Origin of the sequence: Bacillus sp. FSL K6-2861 (assembly GCF_038630725.1) — a bacterium.
Classification (GTDB): Bacteria; Bacillota; Bacilli; order Bacillales; family Bacillaceae; genus Bacillus; species Bacillus velezensis.
Genome location: NZ_CP152037.1, coordinates 831,212 through 852,888 on the forward strand (window position 1 = coordinate 831,212; position 21,677 = coordinate 852,888).

17 protein-coding genes are annotated in these 21,677 nt (G+C 47.9%); 16 read left to right on the forward strand and 1 reads right to left on the reverse strand.

Annotation, left to right across the window (positions count from 1 at the left end; genetic code table 11):
- Nucleotides 1–63 precede the first annotated feature (63 nt).
- Nucleotides 64–1,023, reverse strand: a complete 960-nt coding sequence (gene corA / locus NYE62_RS04060) for a magnesium/cobalt transporter CorA (RefSeq protein ID WP_342497258.1) — start codon at nt 1,021–1,023, stop codon at nt 64–66.
- A gap of 106 nt (nt 1,024–1,129) precedes the next feature.
- Between corA and NYE62_RS04065 the strand changes: the two genes are divergently transcribed.
- From NYE62_RS04065 to NYE62_RS04140, 16 genes are all read left to right on the forward strand, one after another.
- Nucleotides 1,130–1,993, forward strand: coding sequence for a DNA-3-methyladenine glycosylase (locus NYE62_RS04065; protein WP_342497478.1), 864 nt, complete (start codon nt 1,130–1,132; stop codon nt 1,991–1,993).
- A 134-nt stretch (nt 1,994–2,127) separates the two neighbouring features.
- The gene (gene rlmD / locus NYE62_RS04070) at nt 2,128–3,528 is read left to right on the forward strand and encodes a 23S rRNA (uracil(1939)-C(5))-methyltransferase RlmD (protein WP_021493862.1); all 1,401 of its coding nucleotides are present in this window, start codon (nt 2,128–2,130) and stop codon (nt 3,526–3,528) included.
- A 786-nt stretch (nt 3,529–4,314) separates the two neighbouring features.
- A complete protein-coding gene (locus NYE62_RS04075; RefSeq protein ID WP_039252317.1) occupies nt 4,315–4,614 on the forward strand; it encodes a YfzA family protein in 300 nt (99 codons plus the stop codon).
- Between the two features lie 704 nt (nt 4,615–5,318).
- On the forward strand, nt 5,319–6,302 hold the full coding sequence (locus tag NYE62_RS04080) for a tRNA-dihydrouridine synthase (RefSeq protein ID WP_007408522.1): 984 nt from the start codon (nt 5,319–5,321) through the stop codon (nt 6,300–6,302).
- Nucleotides 6,303–6,458: 156 nt separating this feature from the next.
- Nucleotides 6,459–6,959 carry a DUF6884 domain-containing protein gene (locus NYE62_RS04085; RefSeq protein WP_039252315.1) on the forward strand — a complete coding sequence of 167 codons (501 nt, stop codon included), beginning with the start codon at nt 6,459–6,461 and terminating at the stop codon, nt 6,957–6,959.
- Nucleotides 6,960–7,215: 256 nt separating this feature from the next.
- Complete coding sequence (gene acoA / locus NYE62_RS04090) at nt 7,216–8,217, forward strand: acetoin:2,6-dichlorophenolindophenol oxidoreductase subunit alpha (protein WP_003155540.1); 1,002 nt, start codon at nt 7,216–7,218, stop codon at nt 8,215–8,217.
- Nucleotide 8,218: 1 nt separating this feature from the next.
- The gene (gene acoB / locus NYE62_RS04095; RefSeq protein ID WP_039252314.1) at nt 8,219–9,247 is read left to right on the forward strand and encodes an acetoin:2,6-dichlorophenolindophenol oxidoreductase subunit beta; all 1,029 of its coding nucleotides are present in this window, start codon (nt 8,219–8,221) and stop codon (nt 9,245–9,247) included.
- Nucleotides 9,248–9,261: 14 nt separating this feature from the next.
- Nucleotides 9,262–10,455 carry a dihydrolipoamide acetyltransferase family protein gene (locus NYE62_RS04100; RefSeq protein WP_039252311.1) on the forward strand — a complete coding sequence of 398 codons (1,194 nt, stop codon included), beginning with the start codon at nt 9,262–9,264 and terminating at the stop codon, nt 10,453–10,455.
- 14 nt (nt 10,456–10,469) lie between these two features.
- Nucleotides 10,470–11,849, forward strand: coding sequence for a dihydrolipoyl dehydrogenase (gene lpdA, locus NYE62_RS04105; protein WP_015239408.1), 1,380 nt, complete (start codon nt 10,470–10,472; stop codon nt 11,847–11,849).
- 106 nt (nt 11,850–11,955) lie between these two features.
- Nucleotides 11,956–13,764, forward strand: a complete 1,809-nt coding sequence (locus NYE62_RS04110) for a sigma-54-dependent Fis family transcriptional regulator (RefSeq protein WP_039252310.1) — start codon at nt 11,956–11,958, stop codon at nt 13,762–13,764.
- Nucleotides 13,765–13,829: 65 nt separating this feature from the next.
- Entirely contained in the window at nt 13,830–14,012 is a 183-nt protein-coding gene (locus tag NYE62_RS04115; RefSeq protein ID WP_003155535.1) for an H-type small acid-soluble spore protein, read from the forward strand.
- 170 nt (nt 14,013–14,182) lie between these two features.
- Nucleotides 14,183–15,532, forward strand: a complete 1,350-nt coding sequence (glvA, locus tag NYE62_RS04120) for a maltose-6'-phosphate glucosidase (RefSeq protein WP_007610111.1) — start codon at nt 14,183–14,185, stop codon at nt 15,530–15,532.
- 68 nt (nt 15,533–15,600) lie between these two features.
- Nucleotides 15,601–16,362 carry a MurR/RpiR family transcriptional regulator gene (locus tag NYE62_RS04125; protein ID WP_007408530.1) on the forward strand — a complete coding sequence of 254 codons (762 nt, stop codon included), beginning with the start codon at nt 15,601–15,603 and terminating at the stop codon, nt 16,360–16,362.
- A 16-nt stretch (nt 16,363–16,378) separates the two neighbouring features.
- The gene (locus tag NYE62_RS04130; RefSeq protein ID WP_144664943.1) at nt 16,379–17,965 is read left to right on the forward strand and encodes an alpha-glucoside-specific PTS transporter subunit IIBC; all 1,587 of its coding nucleotides are present in this window, start codon (nt 16,379–16,381) and stop codon (nt 17,963–17,965) included.
- A 136-nt stretch (nt 17,966–18,101) separates the two neighbouring features.
- The gene (locus NYE62_RS04135) at nt 18,102–19,835 is read left to right on the forward strand and encodes an ABC transporter ATP-binding protein (RefSeq protein WP_144664944.1); all 1,734 of its coding nucleotides are present in this window, start codon (nt 18,102–18,104) and stop codon (nt 19,833–19,835) included.
- Nucleotides 19,816–21,633, forward strand: a complete 1,818-nt coding sequence (locus NYE62_RS04140) for an ABC transporter ATP-binding protein (protein ID WP_342497259.1) — start codon at nt 19,816–19,818, stop codon at nt 21,631–21,633. Before NYE62_RS04135 ends, NYE62_RS04140 begins: the two co-directional genes overlap by 20 nt.
- Nucleotides 21,634–21,677: the final 44 nt, after the last annotated feature.

Sequence of the window (21,677 nt, forward strand, 5' to 3'; positions counted from 1 at the left end):
CTCTTTACGTTTTTTTCCAGACTATCATGTTTTCTCAAAAAAAAGAACAGCCGGCAGCCGTTCTTACTTGAAAATATTAAACCAGCCTTTGCGGGCGAACCAAAACAGCATGGCGGCCACAAGAACGGCCATTACGCCCAAAACGATAAAATACCCGTATTTCCAATGAAGCTCAGGCATGTTATCGAAATTCATGCCGTAAACCCCTGCGATGAACGTCAGCGGGATAAAAATGGTCGAGACGATGGTTAATGTCATCATAATGGCGTTCATCCGGTTTGAATTCAGCGTCACATAGCTGTCCCGCAAATCTGACGTCATATCACGGTTTGACTCGATCAGCTCAGCCAGTTTTAACAGGTGGTCATAAATATCGCTGAAATACGCTTTCGTTTCACGGCTTTCTTTTACATGGTCAAGGCTCAAAATCCGGTACATTAAATCGCGCATCGGAATGATCGTCCGCCTCAGGTTCAAAAGATCAGTCCGCAATTCAAACACTTCATTCATTAAAGTGCCGTAAGATTTATGGGTTCTGCTGTCTTCAATTTCATTCAGCCGGTCTTCAATTTTGTACAGCACGGGGAAATATTCATCGACAAGCTGATCCATAATCATATAAGTGATGTGCCCGGGCCCTTTTTTGGCTAATCCCGGAGAAGCGAAAAACCGTTCTCTCACCTTTGAGACGCCGGGCGATTCGTGCAAATGGAAGCTGACGATGAAACGGTCGGACTGAAAAATGTCCACCTCTTCCATTTCCAGTGTGTCCGGGTTCAAGGCTTGGAGCACATAAAAACGGTAGCCGTCATAATGGTCGATTTTCGGCCGCTGCATATGCTGAAAGCAATCCTCGATCGCAAGCGGATGAAAGTGAAAATAATCACGCAGCAGCTCGGTTTCATGCATCTCAGCGCCGAAAAAATCAATCCAGTACCATGCGATGTCCGGTTGTTCTGTACGTGATAGGGGGATATTATCTAATATCTCATTATGTGTTGTGATTGCGGTTATATGTATCATAAACAACCCTCCGCCTGCCATTATATCATGCGGCGTTATGAAGAAAAGTATACGAATTGCCGCCCGGCTGCTTCATGATATACTTGGACAAAAAGGGGTGGAGCATATGTGGGAGGAAACGGTTTCGGTCACACCGCCGTATCATTTTGATAAAGTCCTTGAAAGGCTGTCGCTCGATCCGCTGAATGCGGTCGATCTTCATGCAAGATCAATCAAAGTGCCGCTCAGAACACGGGACGGCAAACTGTCCGTCATCACGGTTCAAGCGGAAGGCACCGTCGCAGACCCGGTCTTTCTCGTCAGCGGAGAAACGGACCGCGAGGAGATGATTGAACGGATCAAACACATTTTTCAGTGGGAGCAGCCGCTTCAGCCTGTGCTTGATCATTTCTCAAAAACAAATCTGTCGGCGCTTTTTGAGGAGCATGCGGGAACCCCGCTCGTCTTGGAATATGACGTCTACAACTGTCTCATGAAATGCATCATCCACCAGCAGCTCAACCTGTCCTTCGCTTTTACTTTAACGGAACGGTTCGTCCATGCCTTCGGTGAACAAAAAGACGGCGTCTGGTGCTATCCCGAGCCGAAAACGATCGCGGGGCTTGAGTATCAGGACTTGCGGGAGCTCCAGTTCAGCATGAGAAAAGCGGAATATGCGATTGACATTTCACGGATGATTGCAGAAGGAGCGCTCAATCTGGCGGAACTTACCCATTTGTCGGATGAAGACATTATGAAAAAGCTGATCACCATCAGAGGCATCGGCCCGTGGACCGTCCAAAACGTCCTCATGTTCGGCCTCGGCCGCCCGAATCTGTTTCCTTTGGCGGACATCGGCCTGCAAAACGCCGTCAAACGCCGCTTCGCCCTTGAGGATAAACCGTCAAAAGACGTGATGCTCCAGGTAAGCAGCGAATGGGCGCCGTATTTAAGCTATGCGTCCTTGTACTTGTGGAGAAGTATTGAATGATGAGGATTTTTGGAAACTTCCAGTGAAAAACATGAAGGAACCGCCGGCTGCATGTTATACTGAAAAGATGTGATATTTCAAATCAGCCGTTTTCCCAGGAGGAAGGCTTTATATAGAAACGGAGAGAAAAAAACGTGAATCAACATCAAAAAAAGGCGCCTGCCGAATTGAAAATCGGACAGACATTTCCGCTGACCATCAAACGTCTCGGCATTAACGGAGAGGGCGTCGGCTATTTTAAGAAAAAAGTTGTCTTCGTTCCCGGCGCTCTGCCCGGTGAAGAAGTCGTTGCCGAAGCGACAAATGTGCAGCCGAAATTTTCAGAAGCACGTGTCAAAAAAATCCGCAAGCCGTCTGAACACCGCGTCACGCCGCCATGCCCGGTCTATGACCAGTGCGGCGGCTGTCAGCTTCAGCATCTGGCATACACCCAGCAGCTTCGCGAAAAACGCGACATCGTCATTCAGTCTCTGGAACGTCATACGAGATTCAATGTCGAAGAAATGAACATTAAAGATACGATCGGAATGGACAACCCTTGGAATTACCGGAACAAAAGCCAGTTCCAAGTCGGACGCTCGCAAAGCGGCAGCATCATTGCCGGCTTATACGGACTGGATTCCCATAAAATTGTTCCGATTAAGGAATGCATTGTCCAGCATCCGGCGACAAACAAAACAACGGGTATCGTCCGCCGTATTTTGGAAAAACACAACGTATCCGTTTATAACGAACGGACCAAAAAAGGCGATGTCCGCACCATCGTGACGAGAGTCGGTTTTGAAACAGGCGAAGTGCAGGTCGTGCTTGTCACCGCGAAAGAGACACTGCCGAATAAAGACGAGATCGTCAAAGCCATTCAAAACCGTCTGCCGGAAGTGAAATCGATTATTCAAAACGTCAACGGCGCGCGCACATCCGTCATTTTCGGTGACAAAACAAAAGCGCTGGCCGGAAGCCATGCCATTCAAGAAGTGCTCGGTGACGTGTCATTTGAACTGAGCGCCCGCGCCTTCTTCCAGCTCAACCCTGAGCAGACGGTCAAGCTGTATGATGAAGTGAAACAAGCGGCTCAGCTGACAGGAAAAGAAAAAGTCGTAGACGCGTATTGCGGCGTCGGTACGATCGGCATGTGGGTTTCAAACGGCGCAAAAGAGATCCGCGGCATGGACGTCATTAAAGAATCAATTGATGATGCGAAGAAAAACGCCAAAAAACACGGCATCAAAAACGCGGCATATGTCACAGGAACAGCCGAACACTGGCTCCCGAAATGGACGAAAGAAGGCTTCCGCCCTGACGTGGTCATCGTCGACCCGCCGAGAACCGGCTGTGACAGAACATTTTTAGATACCATCAAAAAAGTAAAACCGAAACGCTTCGTCTACGTATCCTGCAATCCTTCCACACTGGCGAAAGACTTGCAGACGCTGTCGAAGGACTATCGCGTCGAATATATTCAGCCTGTTGATATGTTTCCGCAGACGGCTCATGTGGAAGCCGTGGCGAAGCTTGTATTAAAATCGTCTAACTAAAATAAACAATTCGTAATCAGACCTGGATTTCGGTAAATTAAACATTTCCGATTTCCGGGTTTTTTTATGTTTTGTGCCCTTGTCCTATCTGTCTTTTGTCTTTATTTAACTGATAAAAAGAGTTGAAAAAAACGTATGGAAAAGCAAGTGAAAAACAGCCAAGTAGGCTGCTTCACTTTCTTTTTTTCGTTTGGAAACGGCATTACAGACAAAATATGAAGATCTTGTTGTGAACCAGAAGCAATAACAAGTCGTTCATGTTCCGTGAATACTTGTAATCTCAGTTAATATTTTGTAAACTTCTTTCTTAAAGAATAAAGTCCCCGACACTCATCGGCACTTCTACTATTGGCGATAGTTGTAATAAATGATAAAAAGGAGGTGAAACCGAATGAGAGATATTGGAACCTCAACCACTGAACGAAGGTTCTGAAGCAGAAGGTGTAAAAGGCAAGGTTGCTTACTTACACTAATCACAACGGCAGTTGGAACATCTACTATTAGCAACAACTGTGGATAAAAGATCAAACACACTAAAAAAGCATGTTTGGTCGTTATACATGATATGAAAGCCTAAACAGGAAAAAAGGACCCCGATTATTTTCCTTATTCCCAAAGAAGAAATAAATCCGAGGCGGAAACGCAAGTGATAACAACTATTACAGTAATACCTGCAATGGTTATATCCTTAATAAGCAATTATTGCGACAATCATGCTTCATAATATAAAGATTATAGATTGACACTTGGCTAAAAAGTATTGCAGAAAAGGAAACGGATAATGAAATGGATAAAGTAAACAAAAAACGACCGTTATTTAAAAGAAGTTGGTTTCAAACGTTGTTGGCATTTTTAGTTTCACAGCTTTATTTTAATTTTGCAGAATTAACGGGATGGGGTCCTAATTATAGAGAAATGAATGGATTCCCAGCAAACATAGTTGAGCTGGATTTCTTTCAAACATATCTTTCATTCTATGATAATCCATGGTTTAATATTGTCACTGTTTTCTTGGGGGTTTTCACTGTTATACAAATCATCACAGGTATAACAAAGGATATTCGAAATGAAAGCAATAACTTCTGATGCCTTATTTAATGATGAAAGAAAATGAACACTTTTTTATTAATCTTATGAATGAGACTGCGGCACTTAGTCAGCAGTCTATTTTATTGGTTTTGGATCAGGATTACCGAATCGTAACCTTATACAAACATTTATAGATGATTACTGTGGCACCTTATAAATGTAATTATTTATTTTTTTTATGCAGATATTTTGTTTATAAGTAATAACTTTAAAACTAAAACGTTATAAAGATATTGACATATGGACAATTATTTTGCATTGGTAATAGGGAGAACTCATATGATATTCTATTTAGGTTGGAATCCTTTTATCCAAAAAGAGCAAAAGTAAGGCCGCTAAGAAAGACGAAGGTCAGCGCTACTATTAATAAACCACAATATAAATAAAAAAATAGGTGTAGATAATCATCACACTTTTTTCTCTCTCAAACCCTTTTAAAGGTTAAGGAGTTGGCTGAGTTGATCAGAAATGAACGATATGGGGTTAACTATAGCGATAGTCTATTACGTTAACTCAATTAAGGCGTTCTGCTTCAGTTTGCTTTTTCACTTTTTTACGTGTAAAAAGTGAAATGTTCAAAATTTACTATCGTTTGATAAGAAGTGCTGACACATGCTATAAGTGTAAAAGAAGCATGGTCAGTTTTTAATTTTGGGATAAAGGTTTGGCTGTATCCCATCATGAAAGGATTTGGATTTGTTATGACAGATAATTTCTGGCGTGAATTACCACGGCCATTTTTTGTACTGGCACCAATGGAAGATGTGACGGATGTCGTTTTTCGCCATGTTGTGAGTGAAGCAGGCAGACCTGATGTGTTTTTCACAGAGTTTACAAACTCAGAAAGCTATTGTCACCCGGATGGGAAGGATAGTGTGCGCGGCCGTTTGACTTTCACGGAGGATGAACAGCCGATGGTTGCCCACATATGGGGAGATAAGCCTGAAAACTTTCGCCAAATGAGTATTGGGATGGCGGAATTAGGGTTTAAGGGCCTGGATATCAATATGGGCTGTCCTGTACCTAATGTGGCGGGGAATGGAAAGGGAAGCGGCCTGATTTGCCGTCCTGAAGTTGCAGCCGAATTAATACAGGCGGCGAAAGCAGGAGGTCTGCCGGTAAGTGTGAAGACCAGACTTGGCTACACGGATATAGACGAATGGCGCGGCTGGCTGACACACATACTGAAACAAGACATTGCGAATCTTTCCATTCATCTGCGTACAAGAGCGGAAATGAGTAAAGTAGATGCGCATTGGGAGCTCATCCCGGAAATCAAGAAACTTCGTGATGAGATAGCGCCGGATACCCTATTAACGATCAATGGGGATATTCCTGACCGTGAAACCGGCTTGAAACTCGCTGAACAATACGGTGTTGACGGGATTATGATTGGACGAGGCATTTTTACTAATCCATTCGCCTTTGAAAAGGAGCCGAGAGAGCATAGCAGTAAGGAATTGCTTGATCTTTTGAGATTGCACCTGGATCTTCATGATGAATATTCAAAAGCAGAAGCTCGAGCATATAAACCGCTCCCCCGCTTTTTCAAGATATATCTCCGCGGATTCCGTGGAGCAAGTGAATTAAGAAATCAATGCATGAATACAAAGTCAACAGATGAAGTGCGTGCATTGCTCGATGACTTTGAGAGAAAGTATCTTGATGGGATGGAGCAAGAGTGACATAAATAACTCTTCATCCGGCCCGGATTTCGGTTTGAATTCCGGGTCTTTTTGTGTGCAGTTTTTACCCAGACAGATCCATGGCCAGTTTCGTCATGCAGAAATAAACGAATCATGGTACATTGATAGGACATACATCATAAAGGGGAGAGAAAAATGAAACGACTGTGCATCATCCCCTGCGGCAAGAAAAAAATTTGGGATGTCCATTCAGATACAGGTCCGGTAAGGGCGGAAGACGCTTATCTCAGCCCGTTTCATCAGGCGTGCGAGCGATATGCGAAAGCATTTTTCGATGAGTGGGTAATTTTGTCGGCAAAGCACGGATTCCTTCGTCCGGATGATATGGTTCCCGGAAATTACGATGTCACTTTTGGAACCGGTCATCCGGAGATCATGGCAGCGGACGAGCTGCGCCGTCAATTTCATGAAAAAGGCTTTTCCGACATCGAAGAGTTTATCATGCTTGGCGGGAAAAAATACCGAAGCGTCCTAAACGCCGTCATCGGAGAGCATCAGCATATCACCTGGCCTTTGTCATCGTATAAAGGCATTGGCTACATGCTTCAAGCGCTGAATCGGGCTGTTGAAGAAAAGCATGAACTGCAGCACGCGGATATGAAAAAAAAGAGTGTAACCACTCAAACGCCGCGATAGACTGTATGCAAAAGAATGAAGCAGTTAAAAGATTTCCGAGGAAATAAATACGTCGATCATTGTCAAAGACAGGGTGATGCCCGGTCTTTTTTGTATACCATAAAACGAGACAAAGGGAACAGATCGAGACAAAATGAGACACCTGTCTCAAACTGTCTCCATTGTAAAAATAAAAACATTCATTTTACGGGCTTCAAAGGCTGGCATGCTTCTTGCATTTATAAGTGTGAACCCTAAATAGAAGGAGGCGCACAAAATGGAATTGTTAAAACGAGAAGGCTTGTCATTAACTGAGGAGAAAGCGCTGTGGATGTACCAAAAGATGCTGGAAATCAGGGGCTTTGAAGACAAAGTGCATGAACTGTTCGCGCAAGGAGTGCTTCCCGGATTCGTCCATTTGTATGCCGGTGAAGAAGCGGTAGCTGCGGGGGTGTGCGCTCATTTAGATGATGGCGACAGCATTACAAGCACACACAGGGGACATGGCCATTGTATCGCCAAAGGTTGTGATCTGGACGGCATGATGGCGGAAATATTCGGAAAAGCGACCGGACTGTGTAAAGGCAAAGGCGGTTCTATGCACATTGCGGATCTTGATAAAGGCATGTTAGGCGCAAATGGAATCGTCGGGGGCGGATTCACGCTCGCATGCGGATCAGCGCTCACGGCTAAATATAAACAAACTAAAAATGTAAGCGTTTGCTTTTTTGGGGACGGAGCCAATAACCAAGGGACCTTCCATGAAGGGCTGAACTTAGCGGCAGTATGGAATCTTCCTGTCGTGTTCATCGCCGAAAACAACGGTTACGGCGAAGCCACGACATTTGAGTACGCATCAGCCTGTGATTCAATCGCCGATCGGGCGGCTGCCTACAACATGCCGGGGGTCACGGTGGACGGAAAAGATATTTTAGCAGTTTATCAGGCAGCCGGGGAAGCGATAGAAAGAGCAAGAAACGGCGGAGGCCCGTCTTTGATTGAATGTATGACTTACAGAAACTACGGACATTTCGAAGGGGATGCCCAAACTTATAAAACAAAGGATGAAAAGACTGAGCATCTTGAAGAAAAGGATGCCATCCAAGGCTTTAAAAACTATCTTCTAAAAGAAACAGATGCAAATAAACTGTCAGACATCGAACAGCGTGTCAGCGAATCGATTGAAAAAGCCGTCTCGTTCAGCGAAAAGAGTCCATATCCGAAAGAGTCAGAGCTGTTGACAGACGTCTACGTGTCATATGAAAAAGGGGGAATGTGAGATGGCGAGAGTCATAAGCATGTCGGACGCGCTCAATGAAGCAATGAAGCTTGCGATGAGAAAAGACGAAAATGTGCTTGTAATCGGTGAAGATGTCGCCGGGGGAGCGGCGGTCGATCACTTGCAAGATGATGAAGCATGGGGCGGTGTACTGGGGGTCACAAAGGGGCTCGTACAGGAATTCGGCAGAAGCAGGGTGCTGGACACACCAATTTCTGAGGCGGGCTACATGGGTGCGGCCATGGCTGCGGCATCCACGGGGCTGAGACCGATTGCGGAACTGATGTTTAACGATTTTATCGGAACGTGCTTTGACCAAGTGATCAACCAAGGGGCGAAATTCCGCTATATGTTCGGCGGTAAAGCGCAAGTGCCGATCACCGTCCGCACCACATACGGAGCCGGGTTCCGGGCAGCCGCTCAGCATTCGCAGGCGCTGTATGGCCTGTTCACGAGCATCCCTGGACTGAAGACAGTTGTTCCATCCAATCCGTATGACGCCAAAGGTTTGCTGCTTTCGGCAATAGAAGACAATGATCCGGTATTCTTTTTTGAAGATAAAACGTCCTACAACATGAAGGGCGAGGTGCCGGAAGATTATTATACAATTCCGCTCGGAAAAGCGGATATCAAACGCGAAGGCAGCGACATCACACTGTTTGCGGTCGGCAAGCAGGTCAATACTGCGCTTGAAGCGGCTGCGCAGCTTTCTGAGAAAGGCATCGACGCCGAGGTGCTTGATCCCCGGAGTCTGTCTCCTTTAGATGAGGAAGCGATTTTCACATCGTTAGAAAAAACAAACCGGCTGATCATCATTGACGAAGCCAATCCGCGCTGCAGCATCGCCACGGATATTGCTGCGATTGTCGCCGATAAGGGCTTTGATTTGCTTGATGCGCCGATTAAGCGGATTACAGCGCCGCATACACCAGTGCCGTTTTCGCCGGTGCTTGAAGATCAATATTTGCCGACACCAGACCAAATTGTCAGCGTCACGCTTGAATTGCTTGGCGAGCCGGCAATGAATTAAAGGAGGGATATAGAATGGCTGTAAAAGTAGTAATGCCGAAGCTGGGAATGGCGATGAAGAAAGGTGAAGTATCCGTCTGGAATAAAAAAGTCGGCGACCCGGTTGAAAAGGGAGAAAGCATCGCCAGCATCAACTCGGAAAAAATAGAAATGGAAATAGAAGCGCCTGAAAGCGGCACGCTTCTCCATATTAAAGTCAAAGAGGGAGAAGGAGTCCCGCCGGGAACGCCCATCTGTTATATCGGGGAAAACGGCGAAGAAGTGCGGGAGAAGGAGACGCCGGCTCCTGAAAATGCAGGGAAACCGCAATCTGAACCTGAACATATTCCCGCTCCCAAAGCCGGGCAAAAGCGTAAACACCGCGTGAAAATATCTCCCGTTGCCCGAAAAATGGCGGAGAAAGCCGGGTTGAAAGTTGAAACGCTGAACGGGACGGGGCCCGGAGGCAGAATCGTAAAAGCTGACGTCATCAAGGCCATGAAGACGGAAGCTGAACCGCAGTCTTCGGTTCAGACGGCACAGCCGGAGGGAAAACCGGCTTCAGCGATGAGAAAAGTAATTGCAGACCGAATGCACAAAAGCCTGCAAAACAGCGCCCAGCTGACGCTGACTATGAAAGCGGACATTACGGAGCTTGTAAAATGGCAGCAGCAGCTCGCCGACAGCGCGAAAAAGCGGAGCGGTGTTAAACTGACGGTCACACATTTCGTATCCCGGGCCGCGGTGCTTGCGCTGAAACAGCATCCTGAGCTGAACAGCTCTTATCAAGAGGAGCGGATCATCACCTATCCATATGTCCACCTCGGGATGGCGGTTTCTCTTGAAAACGGTCTCGTTGTGCCGGTGATTCGGGATGCGGAAAAGCTTTCATTCCTTGAGCTTGCGGATCACATCAGCACATCGGCACGCCGGGCGCGGGAAGGCAATGCTTCCGGAGATGACCTGCACGGATCGACATTTTCTATTACAAATCTCGGGGGTTATGGAATTGAGCATTTCACCCCGATTCTTAATCCGCCTGAAGCCGGTATTCTCGGAGTAGGCGCAAGCTATGAAACGCCTGCGTTTAAAGGAGATGAACTTGTCAAAAGCACCATGCTGCCGCTGAGCCTTACCTTTGATCACAGAGTATGTGACGGCGCACCGGCTGCGGACTTCCTGAAAACGGTCAAAGCGCTGCTTGAAGAGCCGGCCGGATTGATTTTATAGAGAGGGTGAAGAGATTGACACTAGCCATTATCGGCGGCGGGCCTGCCGGATATGCAGCTGCCGTGACTGCCGCGCGGAGGGGAGAAGAAGTCGTTCTGATTGACAAAGGGCCGCTCGGAGGCACTTGTCTCAATGAGGGGTGCATTCCGACAAAGTCGCTTTTGGAAAGCGCGAATGTGCTCGATAAAATCAGGCACGCAGATACATTCGGCATCGAACTGCCGCAAAACATTACACTCAATTGGGCCCGCATGCAGGGGCGCAAACGGCAAATCGTCAGCCAGCTCGTGCAGGGAATTCAATACTTAATGAAAGCAAATCAGATTAAAGTCATCAGCGGGACAGCTTCATTTCTCACAGAGCAGACATTGCTTGTTGAAGGAGAAGGAGGCGCAAAAGACATTCTGGAAGCGGATCGGATATTGATTGCATCCGGATCTGAACCGGCGGAGCTGCCGTTTGCCCCATTTGACGGCGATTGGGTGATCGACAGCAAAGACGCGCTTTCTTTACAGCAAATTCCTTCTTCTCTGCTTATTGTCGGGGGAGGTGTGATCGGCTGTGAATTTGCCTCTTTATTCAGCCGGTTTAAAACGAAAGTGACGGTGATTGAATCGGCTGACCGGCTGCTCCCGGCAGAAGACGGAGAAATTGCCGCCGTTTTCGAAGACTCTTTAAGAGACAGCGGGGCTGATATTCAGACGAAAGCCGCCCTTCAGCGGATTGACAAAGAAAGGAAAACCGCCGTGTGGACAAAAGACGGCAAAGAAATTGAGGCTCAGGCTGATCACGTTTTGGTTGCAATCGGGAGAAAACCGCGTTTGCAAGGCCTGAATCTGGAGCAGGCCGGCATCCGGTATTCTCCGCGCGGTATTGAAGTCAATGACCATATGCAGACCAATGTGCCTCATATATACGCGTGCGGCGATGCGGCCGGAGGAATGCAGCTCGCGCATGCCGCCATTCATGAAGGAATCACAGCCGCCGCGCATGCCTCGGGAAAGGACAGCAAAGTCAATATGCGGGCGGTGCCCCGCTGTATTTATACATCGCCGGAAATGGCCGCTGTCGGACTGACGGAAACACAGGCGAGAGAGACATACGGAGATGTGAAAATCGGAGAATGCTCATTTTCTGCTAACGGAAAAGCGTTAATAAAGCATCAGCATGGCGGCAAAATGAAAATCATTGCCGAACCGGAATTCGGAGAAATCGTCGGCGTGTCAATGATCGGGCCGGACGTGACAGAATTGATCGGTCAGGCGGTCATGATGATGAACGGTGAAATGACGGCGGATATGTCGGAGCACTTTATCGCGGCGCATCCGACTCTGTCAGAAACGCTTCAGGAAGCCCTGCTGAATGTCACCGGACTTGCGGTGCATTCCGTATAACCGGAATACCCTTTCTCAGATGAGAAGGGGTATTTTTCGTTGAAAGCGCTTTATTTTTACCCTACAATATATGAAAAGATGGTCTGAACAGGGGGGAGCGAATACAATGAATGTCATTCGGAATGATTTTAAAACCTGGAAGCGTTTTGTGAAAGAAGGCGTGCTCGATGAATCCCGTATTCAGAAGCGGGTGGCCGCCTCATGGCACCGCTGCAAAAAAGCCGACGTCAACCCTTATCTCGAAAAGGGGCCGAATGTGATGCCGGCAGATCATTTAGAAAGACAGGCCGAAAAGCATGCGTTATTTTTAGCGGCCTCAACGCCGTATGCAGAAAGAATGAAAACGGCGATGCGGGAAATGGAAATGATGGTTCTCCTGATTGATTCAGACGGCGTTGTCCATTCAGTTGACGGCCACCCGCGCACCATTCATGAAGCGAACCGCATCAATTTCTTAAAAGGCGCCCGCTGGACGGAAACGGCCGTCGGCACGAATGCGATCGGGACGGCTCTTTATACAAATGAGCCGGTCATGATACACGGTTCCGAACATTATTCGCTCGCTTCTCATCAATGGAGCTGTTCCGCCGCGCCGATCCGTTATGAAGACGGGCGGCTGGCGGGTGTCATTGATATTTCCTGCCCCGCCGCCCGCGCTCAGCCGTTTATGCTCGGAATTGCCTCCTCCATCGCTTATACGGCGGAACGGGAGCTTGCCCTAAAGATCAAAATGACAGAACTTGACATGATCAGCAAGTTCGCCGGGCTTACCCGGTCTCACGATCCGATCGTGCTTTGCAATGAAATGAGCCGGGTTATCGCCGCAAGCCGTCCCGTTCAGCATTTTACCGGACATACGCTGCGCGGGCTTGAGGAACATGGCTATCACATCAAGCAGGCGAAGCGGGAGGAGAACGGCTACACATGCGTTTATTTATCCAAACGAGAAGAAAAGCCGTCTTTTATATTCCATGGTGCGGCAGGCAAAAGCCCGTCATCCCGACATATGCTTCAGCAGCTGGAGCTTGTCGCCCGAACGGACGCAACCGTTTGTCTTACGGGAGAAACCGGGACGGGAAAGGAGGTTGCCGCCCGGGCGATTCATAACAACAGCTCCAGGAAAAACGGCCCGTTTATCGCCGTCAATTGCGGAGCGGTCCCCGAAAAGCTGATTGAAAGCGAACTGTTCGGCTACTCGGAAGGCGCCTTCACCGGGGCCAAACGGAAAGGACATAACGGTGCTTTGCAAAAAGCCGATAAAGGCACGCTTTTCCTCGATGAAATCGGAGAAATATCACACTCCATGCAGGTCGCTCTGTTACGGGTGCTGCAGGAACGGAAAGTCACCCCGGTCGGCGGGACAAAAGAGATTCCCGTTGACATCAGAATCATCACTGCCACCCACACTGATCTGAGACAGCTTGTCGAATGCAAAAAGCTGAGAGAAGATTTATTTTACCGGCTTCACGTCTGTCCGATCCACCTCCCTCCATTAAGAGAACGCACCGAAGACATTCCCGGCCTCTTCCTTGAATTTCAGCGAAATCGCGGCTGGCGGGGGGAGCTTCCTGATGACTTTTTAGACCTATTAAAGAGCCGGAAATGGCCGGGGAATATCAGGGAATTGTTTAATGTATTTGAACGTCTTTCCGTCATGTTCCCGGACGGACGGCTGTCAGAACGCCCCATCGCAGCCCTGCTTGAAGCGTCAGGTCTTAAAGAGGCGGCCGAGTCTTATGAACAGGAAGAAGCGTCCCCTGTCTCCATCCGGGAGCACATTCAGAAAAACATCATCGTAAACGCCCTTGAATCAGCGAAGGGGAATGTCACGCTGGCCGCCAAAATGGCCGGAATCCCGCGGAGCACGTTTTACAAACGCCTCAAAAAATTCAAACTCACCACCGGACAATTGTAAGAAACAAGCATACTTCTCTTGGCTGCCGGACACGTTATGTGTGAGGCCTAAAGGAGGTTTGAGACGTGAATACACAGCGTGCGAAAGACATTTCGGAATCCGCCGCCATGGCGTATGTGACGTACGAAGGAGTTCCGATTTATATTCAGCATGTCAACGAAGACAAGGAAACAGCCAGAATTTTTCCGATCGGAAATCCGCAATTTGAGCAGGAAGTGCTGCTTTCTGATTTACAAGAGCATTTTTGAGAATGGGTCTGCTGATGACAGCAGGCCTTTTTCGTACCTGTGGGAACTTTCCCGCTTTTTGAGAAAAATAACTAAAATTGATTAAATGATCTAACTCCTCCAAACCCGGTACAGATCGGACCTTCTCATGATATAAATAAAATGTAAACGTTATCAGAGGAGGGCTTCACATGACAGACAAATCATTCTCAATCGTTATTGCAGGCGGCGGCAGCACATTTACCCCCGGAATTGTATTAATGCTTTTGAATCACCTGGAAGAGTTTCCGATCAGAAAGCTGAAACTTTATGACAATGATAAAGAAAGGCAGGAGCGGATTGCGGGTGCGTGTGAGGTATTTATAAAAGAAAAAGCGCCGGACATTGAATTTCTGGCGACTGATGACCCAGAGACGGCTTTTACGGATGTTGACTTCGTCATGGCGCATATCCGCGTCGGAAAATATGCGATGCGCGCGCTCGATGAACAAATCCCGCTGAAGTACGGCGTGGTCGGCCAGGAAACATGCGGGCCGGGCGGAATCGCATACGGCATGCGCTCTATCGGCGGTGTTCTGGAGATTCTTGATTATATGGAAACGTACTCGCCCGACGCATGGATGCTGAATTACTCCAATCCGGCGGCGATTGTGGCCGAAGCTACACGGCGCCTCAGACCGAACTCAAAAATATTGAACATCTGCGACATGCCGGTCGGAATTGAGGATCGCATGGCGAACATCCTCGGATTATCTTCACGAAAAGAAATGAACGTCCGTTACTACGGCTTGAACCACTTTGGCTGGTGGACGTCCATCACAGACCGGCATGGCAATGATTTAATGCCGAAGCTGAAAGAGCATGTCCGTGAATACGGCTACGTTCCGAAGACGGAGGCCGAACAGACTGAAGCAAGCTGGAATGACACATTCAAAAAAGCGCGCGACGTACAGGCGGCTGATCCGGATACGCTTCCGAACACATATCTGCAATATTACTTATTCCCGGATGATATGGTGAAAAAATCAAATCCGAACCATACGAGAGCCAACGAAGTCATGGAAGGGCGGGAAGCTTTCATTTTCAGCCAATGCGATATGATTACGCGCGAACAATCGTCGGAGAACAGTGAAATTAAAATTGATGATCATGCTTCCTATATCGTCGACCTTGCCCGGGCCATCGCTTACAACACAGGGGAGAGGATGCTGTTAATCGTTGAAAATAACGGCGCGATCGCAAACTTTGATCCGTCAGCCATGGTTGAGATTCCTTGTCTCGTAGGCTCAAACGGACCGGAACCGCTCTCAGTCGGGAACATACCGCAATTTCAAAAAGGCCTGATGGAACAGCAGGTGTCTGTCGAAAAACTGACGGCTGAAGCGTGGGAAGAGCGGTCATTTCAAAAGCTGTGGCAGGCGCTGATCCTGTCAAAAACAGTGCCGAACGCCCGTGTGGCAAGACTGATTCTTGAAGATCTGATGGAGGCTAACAAGGACTACTGGCCTGAGCTTGATGTAAGTCCGTCTCCTATTTCCTGATGACAATCTTCCCCGTTTTCTTTATCTGTTATTCTATATAATAGAAAGAAAACGGGGGGATTTTTGGGATGAGTCTTGAAGAACTGGTTAATCAGCATTACGCGAAATTAAATGACAACGATTTTTATATTTTAAAATATATATTGAATCATAAACATACGTGCTACCATCTCGGTATCAATGACATGGCGAAAGCCTGCAATGTCTCTCGGTCTTCCATCCTGCGGCTCGCCCAAAAACTGGGCTTCAGCGGCTACAGTGAATTCCGTGTTTTTCTGAAATGGGAGGATCAGCCTGAAGAGGGCGAGAATATGACGTTTGAAAAGCTGCTGGATGATATTGAAGCCAATGTAAAATACGTGAAGTCAAAAGATATGACGGAGATGTGCCGGCTGATAGATGAAGCAAAACGGATTTTCGTTTACGGATCGGGGACGGCTCAGAGGGTGTGCGCCCGTGAGCTGCAGCGGATGTTTGTATCCCGGCGGAAGTATCTGATTTTAATTCAGGACATCACAGAGTTTGATATCATGTGTGATGATTTTAAGGTTGATGACGTATTCATCATTATTTCTTTATCAGGCGAAACACCCGAATTAATTCCGCAGGTAAGGACCCTGTCCGCAAAGGGAGTTCCGTTTATTTCAATCACCAATCTGAAAAACAACGTACTGGCGCAAACGACGCCGTATAATCTTTATGCGACCAGCAAGCCGGTGACGTTAAGCGATAAAACGGAAATCGTCGCATTTGCCCCGTTTTTTCTGGTGGGCGAAGCGTTATTCCGCGCATATGTTGATTATAAAGAGCTCGAAAATTTTGATAAATAGCGGGAGGTCACGTGAAATGATGCAAAAAGTCCAGCGCTTCGGCAGCGCGATGTTTGTGCCTGTTTTATTATTTGCATTTTCCGGTATTATTGTCGGTCTGAGTACGCTGTTTAAAAATAAAACGCTGATGGGGCCGCTGGCTGATCCTGACGGGCTTTGGTATCAATGCTGGTACGTCATTGAACAGGGCGGCTGGACCGTCTTTAATCAAATGCCGCTCCTGTTTGCGATCGGCATACCTGTCGCCTTAGCGAAAAAAGCGCAGGCGCGGGCCTGTTTGGAAGCGCTTACAGTTTATCTGACATTCAATTACTTTATCAATGCGATTCTGACGGTTTGGGGCGGGGCTTTTCACGTCGATATGAATCAGGAAGCCGGCGGAACGAGCGGGCTGACGATGATCGCCGGCATCAAAACGCTTGATACGAATATTATCGGCGCCATCTTTATTTCATCTATTGTCGTGTATTTGCACAATCGTTATTTTGATAAAAAACTGCCGGATTTCCTGGGGATTTTTCAAGGATCTTCCTACATCGTTATCATTTCTTTCTTCATTATGATACCGATTTCACTTGCGGTGGCATACGTGTGGCCGATGGTTCAGTCCGGAATCGGCTCGCTGCAAAGTTTTCTCGTTTCTTCCGGGGCGATCGGCGTGTGGATTTACACGTTCCTGGAGCGGATTTTAATTCCGACCGGCCTGCATCATTTTATTTACTCGCCGTTTATTTACGGTCCGGCTGTGGCTGAAGGCGGTATCGTCACCTATTGGGCGCAGCATCTCGGGGAATACTCTCAAAGCGTCAAACCGCTGAAAGAATTGTTCCCGCAGGGGGGCTTCGCGCTTCACGGCAACTCGAAAATCTTCGGCATTCCGGGAATCGCGCTCGCTTTTTACGCCACGGCTTCAAAGGAAAAGAAAAAAATCGTCGCCGGTCTATTGATCCCGGTCACCTTGACGTCCATTGTCGCGGGAATTACAGAGCCGATTGAATTTACATTCCTTTTTATCTCTCCGTTTTTATTTGCGGTTCATGCTTTGCTTGCCGCTTCCATGGCAACCGTCATGTATATGGCCGGCGTCGTCGGAAATATGGGGGGCGGTTTGATCGAAGCTGCGACCTTGAACTGGATCCCGCTGGCGTCAAGCCACGGCTTGACGTATGTATACCAGATCATCATCGGGTTGTGTTTTACCGCTGTTTACTTTTTCGTCTTCCGTTTCCTCATTCTCAAATTCAACATCGTCACACCGGGCAGAGAAAAAGAGGAAGGGCAGGAAACAAAGCTCTATTCGAAAAAGGAGTACAGAGAACGGAAGCAGGCTTCAAAAGAAACAGCGGCGGCAGACGAAACACAGCGGGATACAGCCGCTTTGTATATTGAAGCGCTGGGCGGAAAGGACAATATTACGGAGGTCACCAACTGCGCCACCCGTCTCCGCGTCACTGTCGCTGATGAATCAAAGGTCAAAAGTGACGCCGATTTCAGAGAGCTGGGAGCCCACGGGGTCGTCAGAAAAGGCAGGGCGCTTCAGGTCATTGTCGGATTAGGCGTTCCGCAAATGCGGGAGCGCATTGAACAGCAATTGGATCAATAAGGTCAAAACCTTCCCTTCCCGGGAAGGTTTTATCTTTTTCGCAGATTATTGAAAAAACGGCACACCAAATTTCTTTATTCATTTGCCGGAAAGGCATAAAATAATAATATTGAACAAAGGATTTGGAGGCTTACACATGTCAAAGGCTTTATCATATGTAAAACCGTATTCTCTTTTGGCGGGAATCGCTCTGTTTTTCATGCTCATCGAGCTTGCGGTAGAGCTGATACAGCCCCTGCTGATCGGGAAAATCATTGACGAAGGAATTTTAAAGCAGGATCTCGGTACGGTTTGGCTGTGGGGCGGCGTGATGATCGGACTGACCGCTGTTTCATTCGCATCGGGCATTTTAAATTCATTCTACTCCGCCCACATCAGCCAGAGCTATGCGTATGATACGCGAAAAGGGCTTTTTCAAAAAATTCAATCCTTCTCTTATTCGACGTTTGCGCAATTCTCATCCACATCGTTTATCACCCGGCTGACAAACGATGTGACACAGGTCCAAAATATGCTTTTCATGAGTCTCCGGTTTATGCTTCGTGCGCCGTTAATGATCGCGGGCGGCATTATTCTCTCGCTGACCGTCAATGCGAAACTCGGGTTTTTTCTGCTGATCACGGTGCCGATTTTGCTTTTGTTTTTGCTGTGGGTGCTGAAAAGAGGCGGCGCGCTGTTTCAGTCTGTGCAAAAGCGGCTTGATCAGGTCAACACGATCATGCAGGAAAACCTGACGGCGATCAAACTGATTAAAGCGCTCCTCCGTGCAAACCACGAAGTGAAACGTTTTTTGAAATCGAATACGAAGCTGATGGAAAAAACGGTCTCCGCTTTTCGTCTCGTGGAAGCGGCGATGCCGATTTTAATGCTGCTGATGAACATTTGCATTTTGTTTATCTTATGGTTCGGCGCCAAAAGCATTGCTCAGGGCGGAGCGCAGGTCGGAGATGTCGTTTCCGTCATTAACTATGCGACGCGGATTACAGGCGCGCTGTCCGTCCTTCCATTTCTCATTATGGTATTTTCCCGGGCGAAGGCTTCCGGGGAAAGAATCGGCGAGGTGCTGGAAACAGAAGGCGGCGAGGGAACGGGGCAGGACCCGGCACGGGCGCTTGCAGGCGGGATTGAGTTTCGCGAAGTGTCCTTCCGCTATCCGGGCATGGAAAAAGACGCGCTGCATCACGTGTCCTTTTCTGCCAGCCCGAAAGAAACGGTTGCCATTATGGGCGCGACAGGCTCAGGAAAATCAACGCTTTTTCAGCTGATTCCGCGCCTGTACACGGCTGATTCGGGCAGTATTTTCATAGACGGCAAACCGATCGGTGAATTCTCCGCTTGCGGGCTGCGCAGGGAAATCGGCTATGTTCCGCAGGAAGTGCTTCTGTTTTCGGGCACAATCCGTGAAAATATCGCCTGGGGGCGGGAGGATGCTTCACTAGATGAAGTAATGGAAGCGGCCAAAGACGCGCAAATCCATGAAACGATTATGAAGCTGTCAAACGGGTATGACACGGTGCTGGGACAGCGGGGTGTCAATTTGTCAGGCGGGCAGAAGCAGCGGATGTCCATCGCACGCGCTTTTATCAGAAAGCCGTCCCTCCTGCTGTTAGATGACAGTACGAGCGCGCTGGATCTTCAGACGGAAGCGAAGCTTTTACAAGCGATCAGATCCTATGAATGCACGACACTTATTATTACGCAGAAAATAACGACTGCAATGAAGGCTGACACCATCTTATTGCTTGAAGACGGCGAACTGCTGGCCAAAGGCACGCACAAAGAGCTGATGGCACAGTCTCATCTGTACCGGCAGATTTATGAATCACAATTCGGAAAGGAGGGAGCTGACAATGCAAAAAGACATTCGTAAACCTTTCCGATATCCGAAAATACCGCTCAAACCAAATGAAGGCGGCAGAAAACGTGCGAAAGCAAAAGATACAAAAGGCACGCTGCGCAGAATCTGGTCTTATGTAGCCGAGAAAAAAGGGCTTTTAACCCTTGTGATCATCATGGTAGTCATAAGCGCCATATTCGGCCTGCTCGGACCGTTCGTCATCGGGAAAGCGATTGATCATTTTATCGTCGGACAGACGACAGACGGATTGGCGGGGGTGCTGTTCATCCTGTTTGGGATTTACCTCGTGCAATCATTGTCCTTATGGTTTCAAAACTATTGGATGATCAATATCTCGCAAAGCACCGTGTTTAAAATGCGGAGCGAGCTGTTTACCCATCTGCATGAGCTGCCGATTCCGTTTTTTGATAAACAGCGGCTCGGGGACTTAATGAGCCGGGTCACCAATGATATCGAAAATGTCAGCTCCACTTTAAATACATCCGTCATTCAAGTGCTGTCGAGCGTCATTACATTCGTCGGCACAATCTCCGTCATGCTGTACATGAGTCCGCTTTTAACATTGATCACGCTTTTGATTATTCCGATCATGCTTTTGAGCATTAAATGGATCACCAACCGGACGGGATTGCTGTTTAAGCAGCAGCAGAAAAACCTCGGCGAGCTGAACGGTTTTATTGAAGAGTCGATATCAGGGGCGAAGGTCATTAAAGCCTATTCGAGGGAAGACCGCGTCATGGAACAATTTTTAGAAAAAAACGCGGCGTTACAATCATCGGGGTTTTGGGCGCAGACAATTTCGGGATTCATTCCGAAAGTCATGAACTCTTTAAACAATTTAAGCTTTACGATTATAGCGGCGGTCGGCGGGCTGTTTGCGCTGAAGGGGTGGATTTCAATCGGTTCCATCGTCGTATTCGCCGAATATTCGCGGCAGTTCACGCGCCCTTTAAATGATTTAGCCAATCAGTTCAATACGATGTTATCGGCCATCGCCGGGGCTGAACGGGTGTTTGACGTGCTGGATGAAAAAGAGGAGCGGGAAGATGAAGAGCATGCGCTGTACCAGCCGATCAAAACGGGAGAGATTGAATTCCGAGATGTCTCCTTCGGCTATCAGGAAGACAGCCCGATCTTAAAACACCTGTCCTTCAGCGTTCCGAAAGGACAGTCAATCGCCTTCGTCGGACCGACCGGAGCGGGTAAAACAACCATTACGAGCCTGATCGCCCGTTTTTACGAGCCGAATAACGGAAAAATCCTCATTGACGGAACGGACATCAAAAAACTGACGAGAACCAGTCTGAGAAAAAACATGGGGTTTGTCCTGCAGGATTCATTTCTCTTCCAGGGCACCATCAGGGAGAATATCCGCTACGGCCGGCTGGATGCTTCTGACAAAGAGGTGGAGGCAGCCGCAAAAGCCGCCAATGCCCACGGATTCATCGAACGGCTCCCGAAAGGCTACGATACCGTCCTTACCCAAAACGGCGCGGGCATCAGCCAAGGACAAAAACAGCTCATTTCCATCGCGAGAGCTGTGCTGGCGGACCCGGTGCTGCTCATTTTGGATGAAGCGACGAGCAACATTGATACAGTGACCGAAGTGAAAATACAAGAAGCGCTCGGCCGTTTAATGACGGGCAGAACAAGCGTCATCATCGCTCACAGGCTGAACACAATTCAAAAAGCCGATCAGATTCTTGTGCTGAAAGACGGCGAAATGGCTGAAAAAGGAACCCATGCCGAACTTCTAAGCCAGAACGGGTTTTACCGGGAATTATATGAAAGCCAGTTCCGGGAATCATAGATAGGGAAAAAGACCTCCGACAGAGTGCGGAGGTCTTTTTTTAG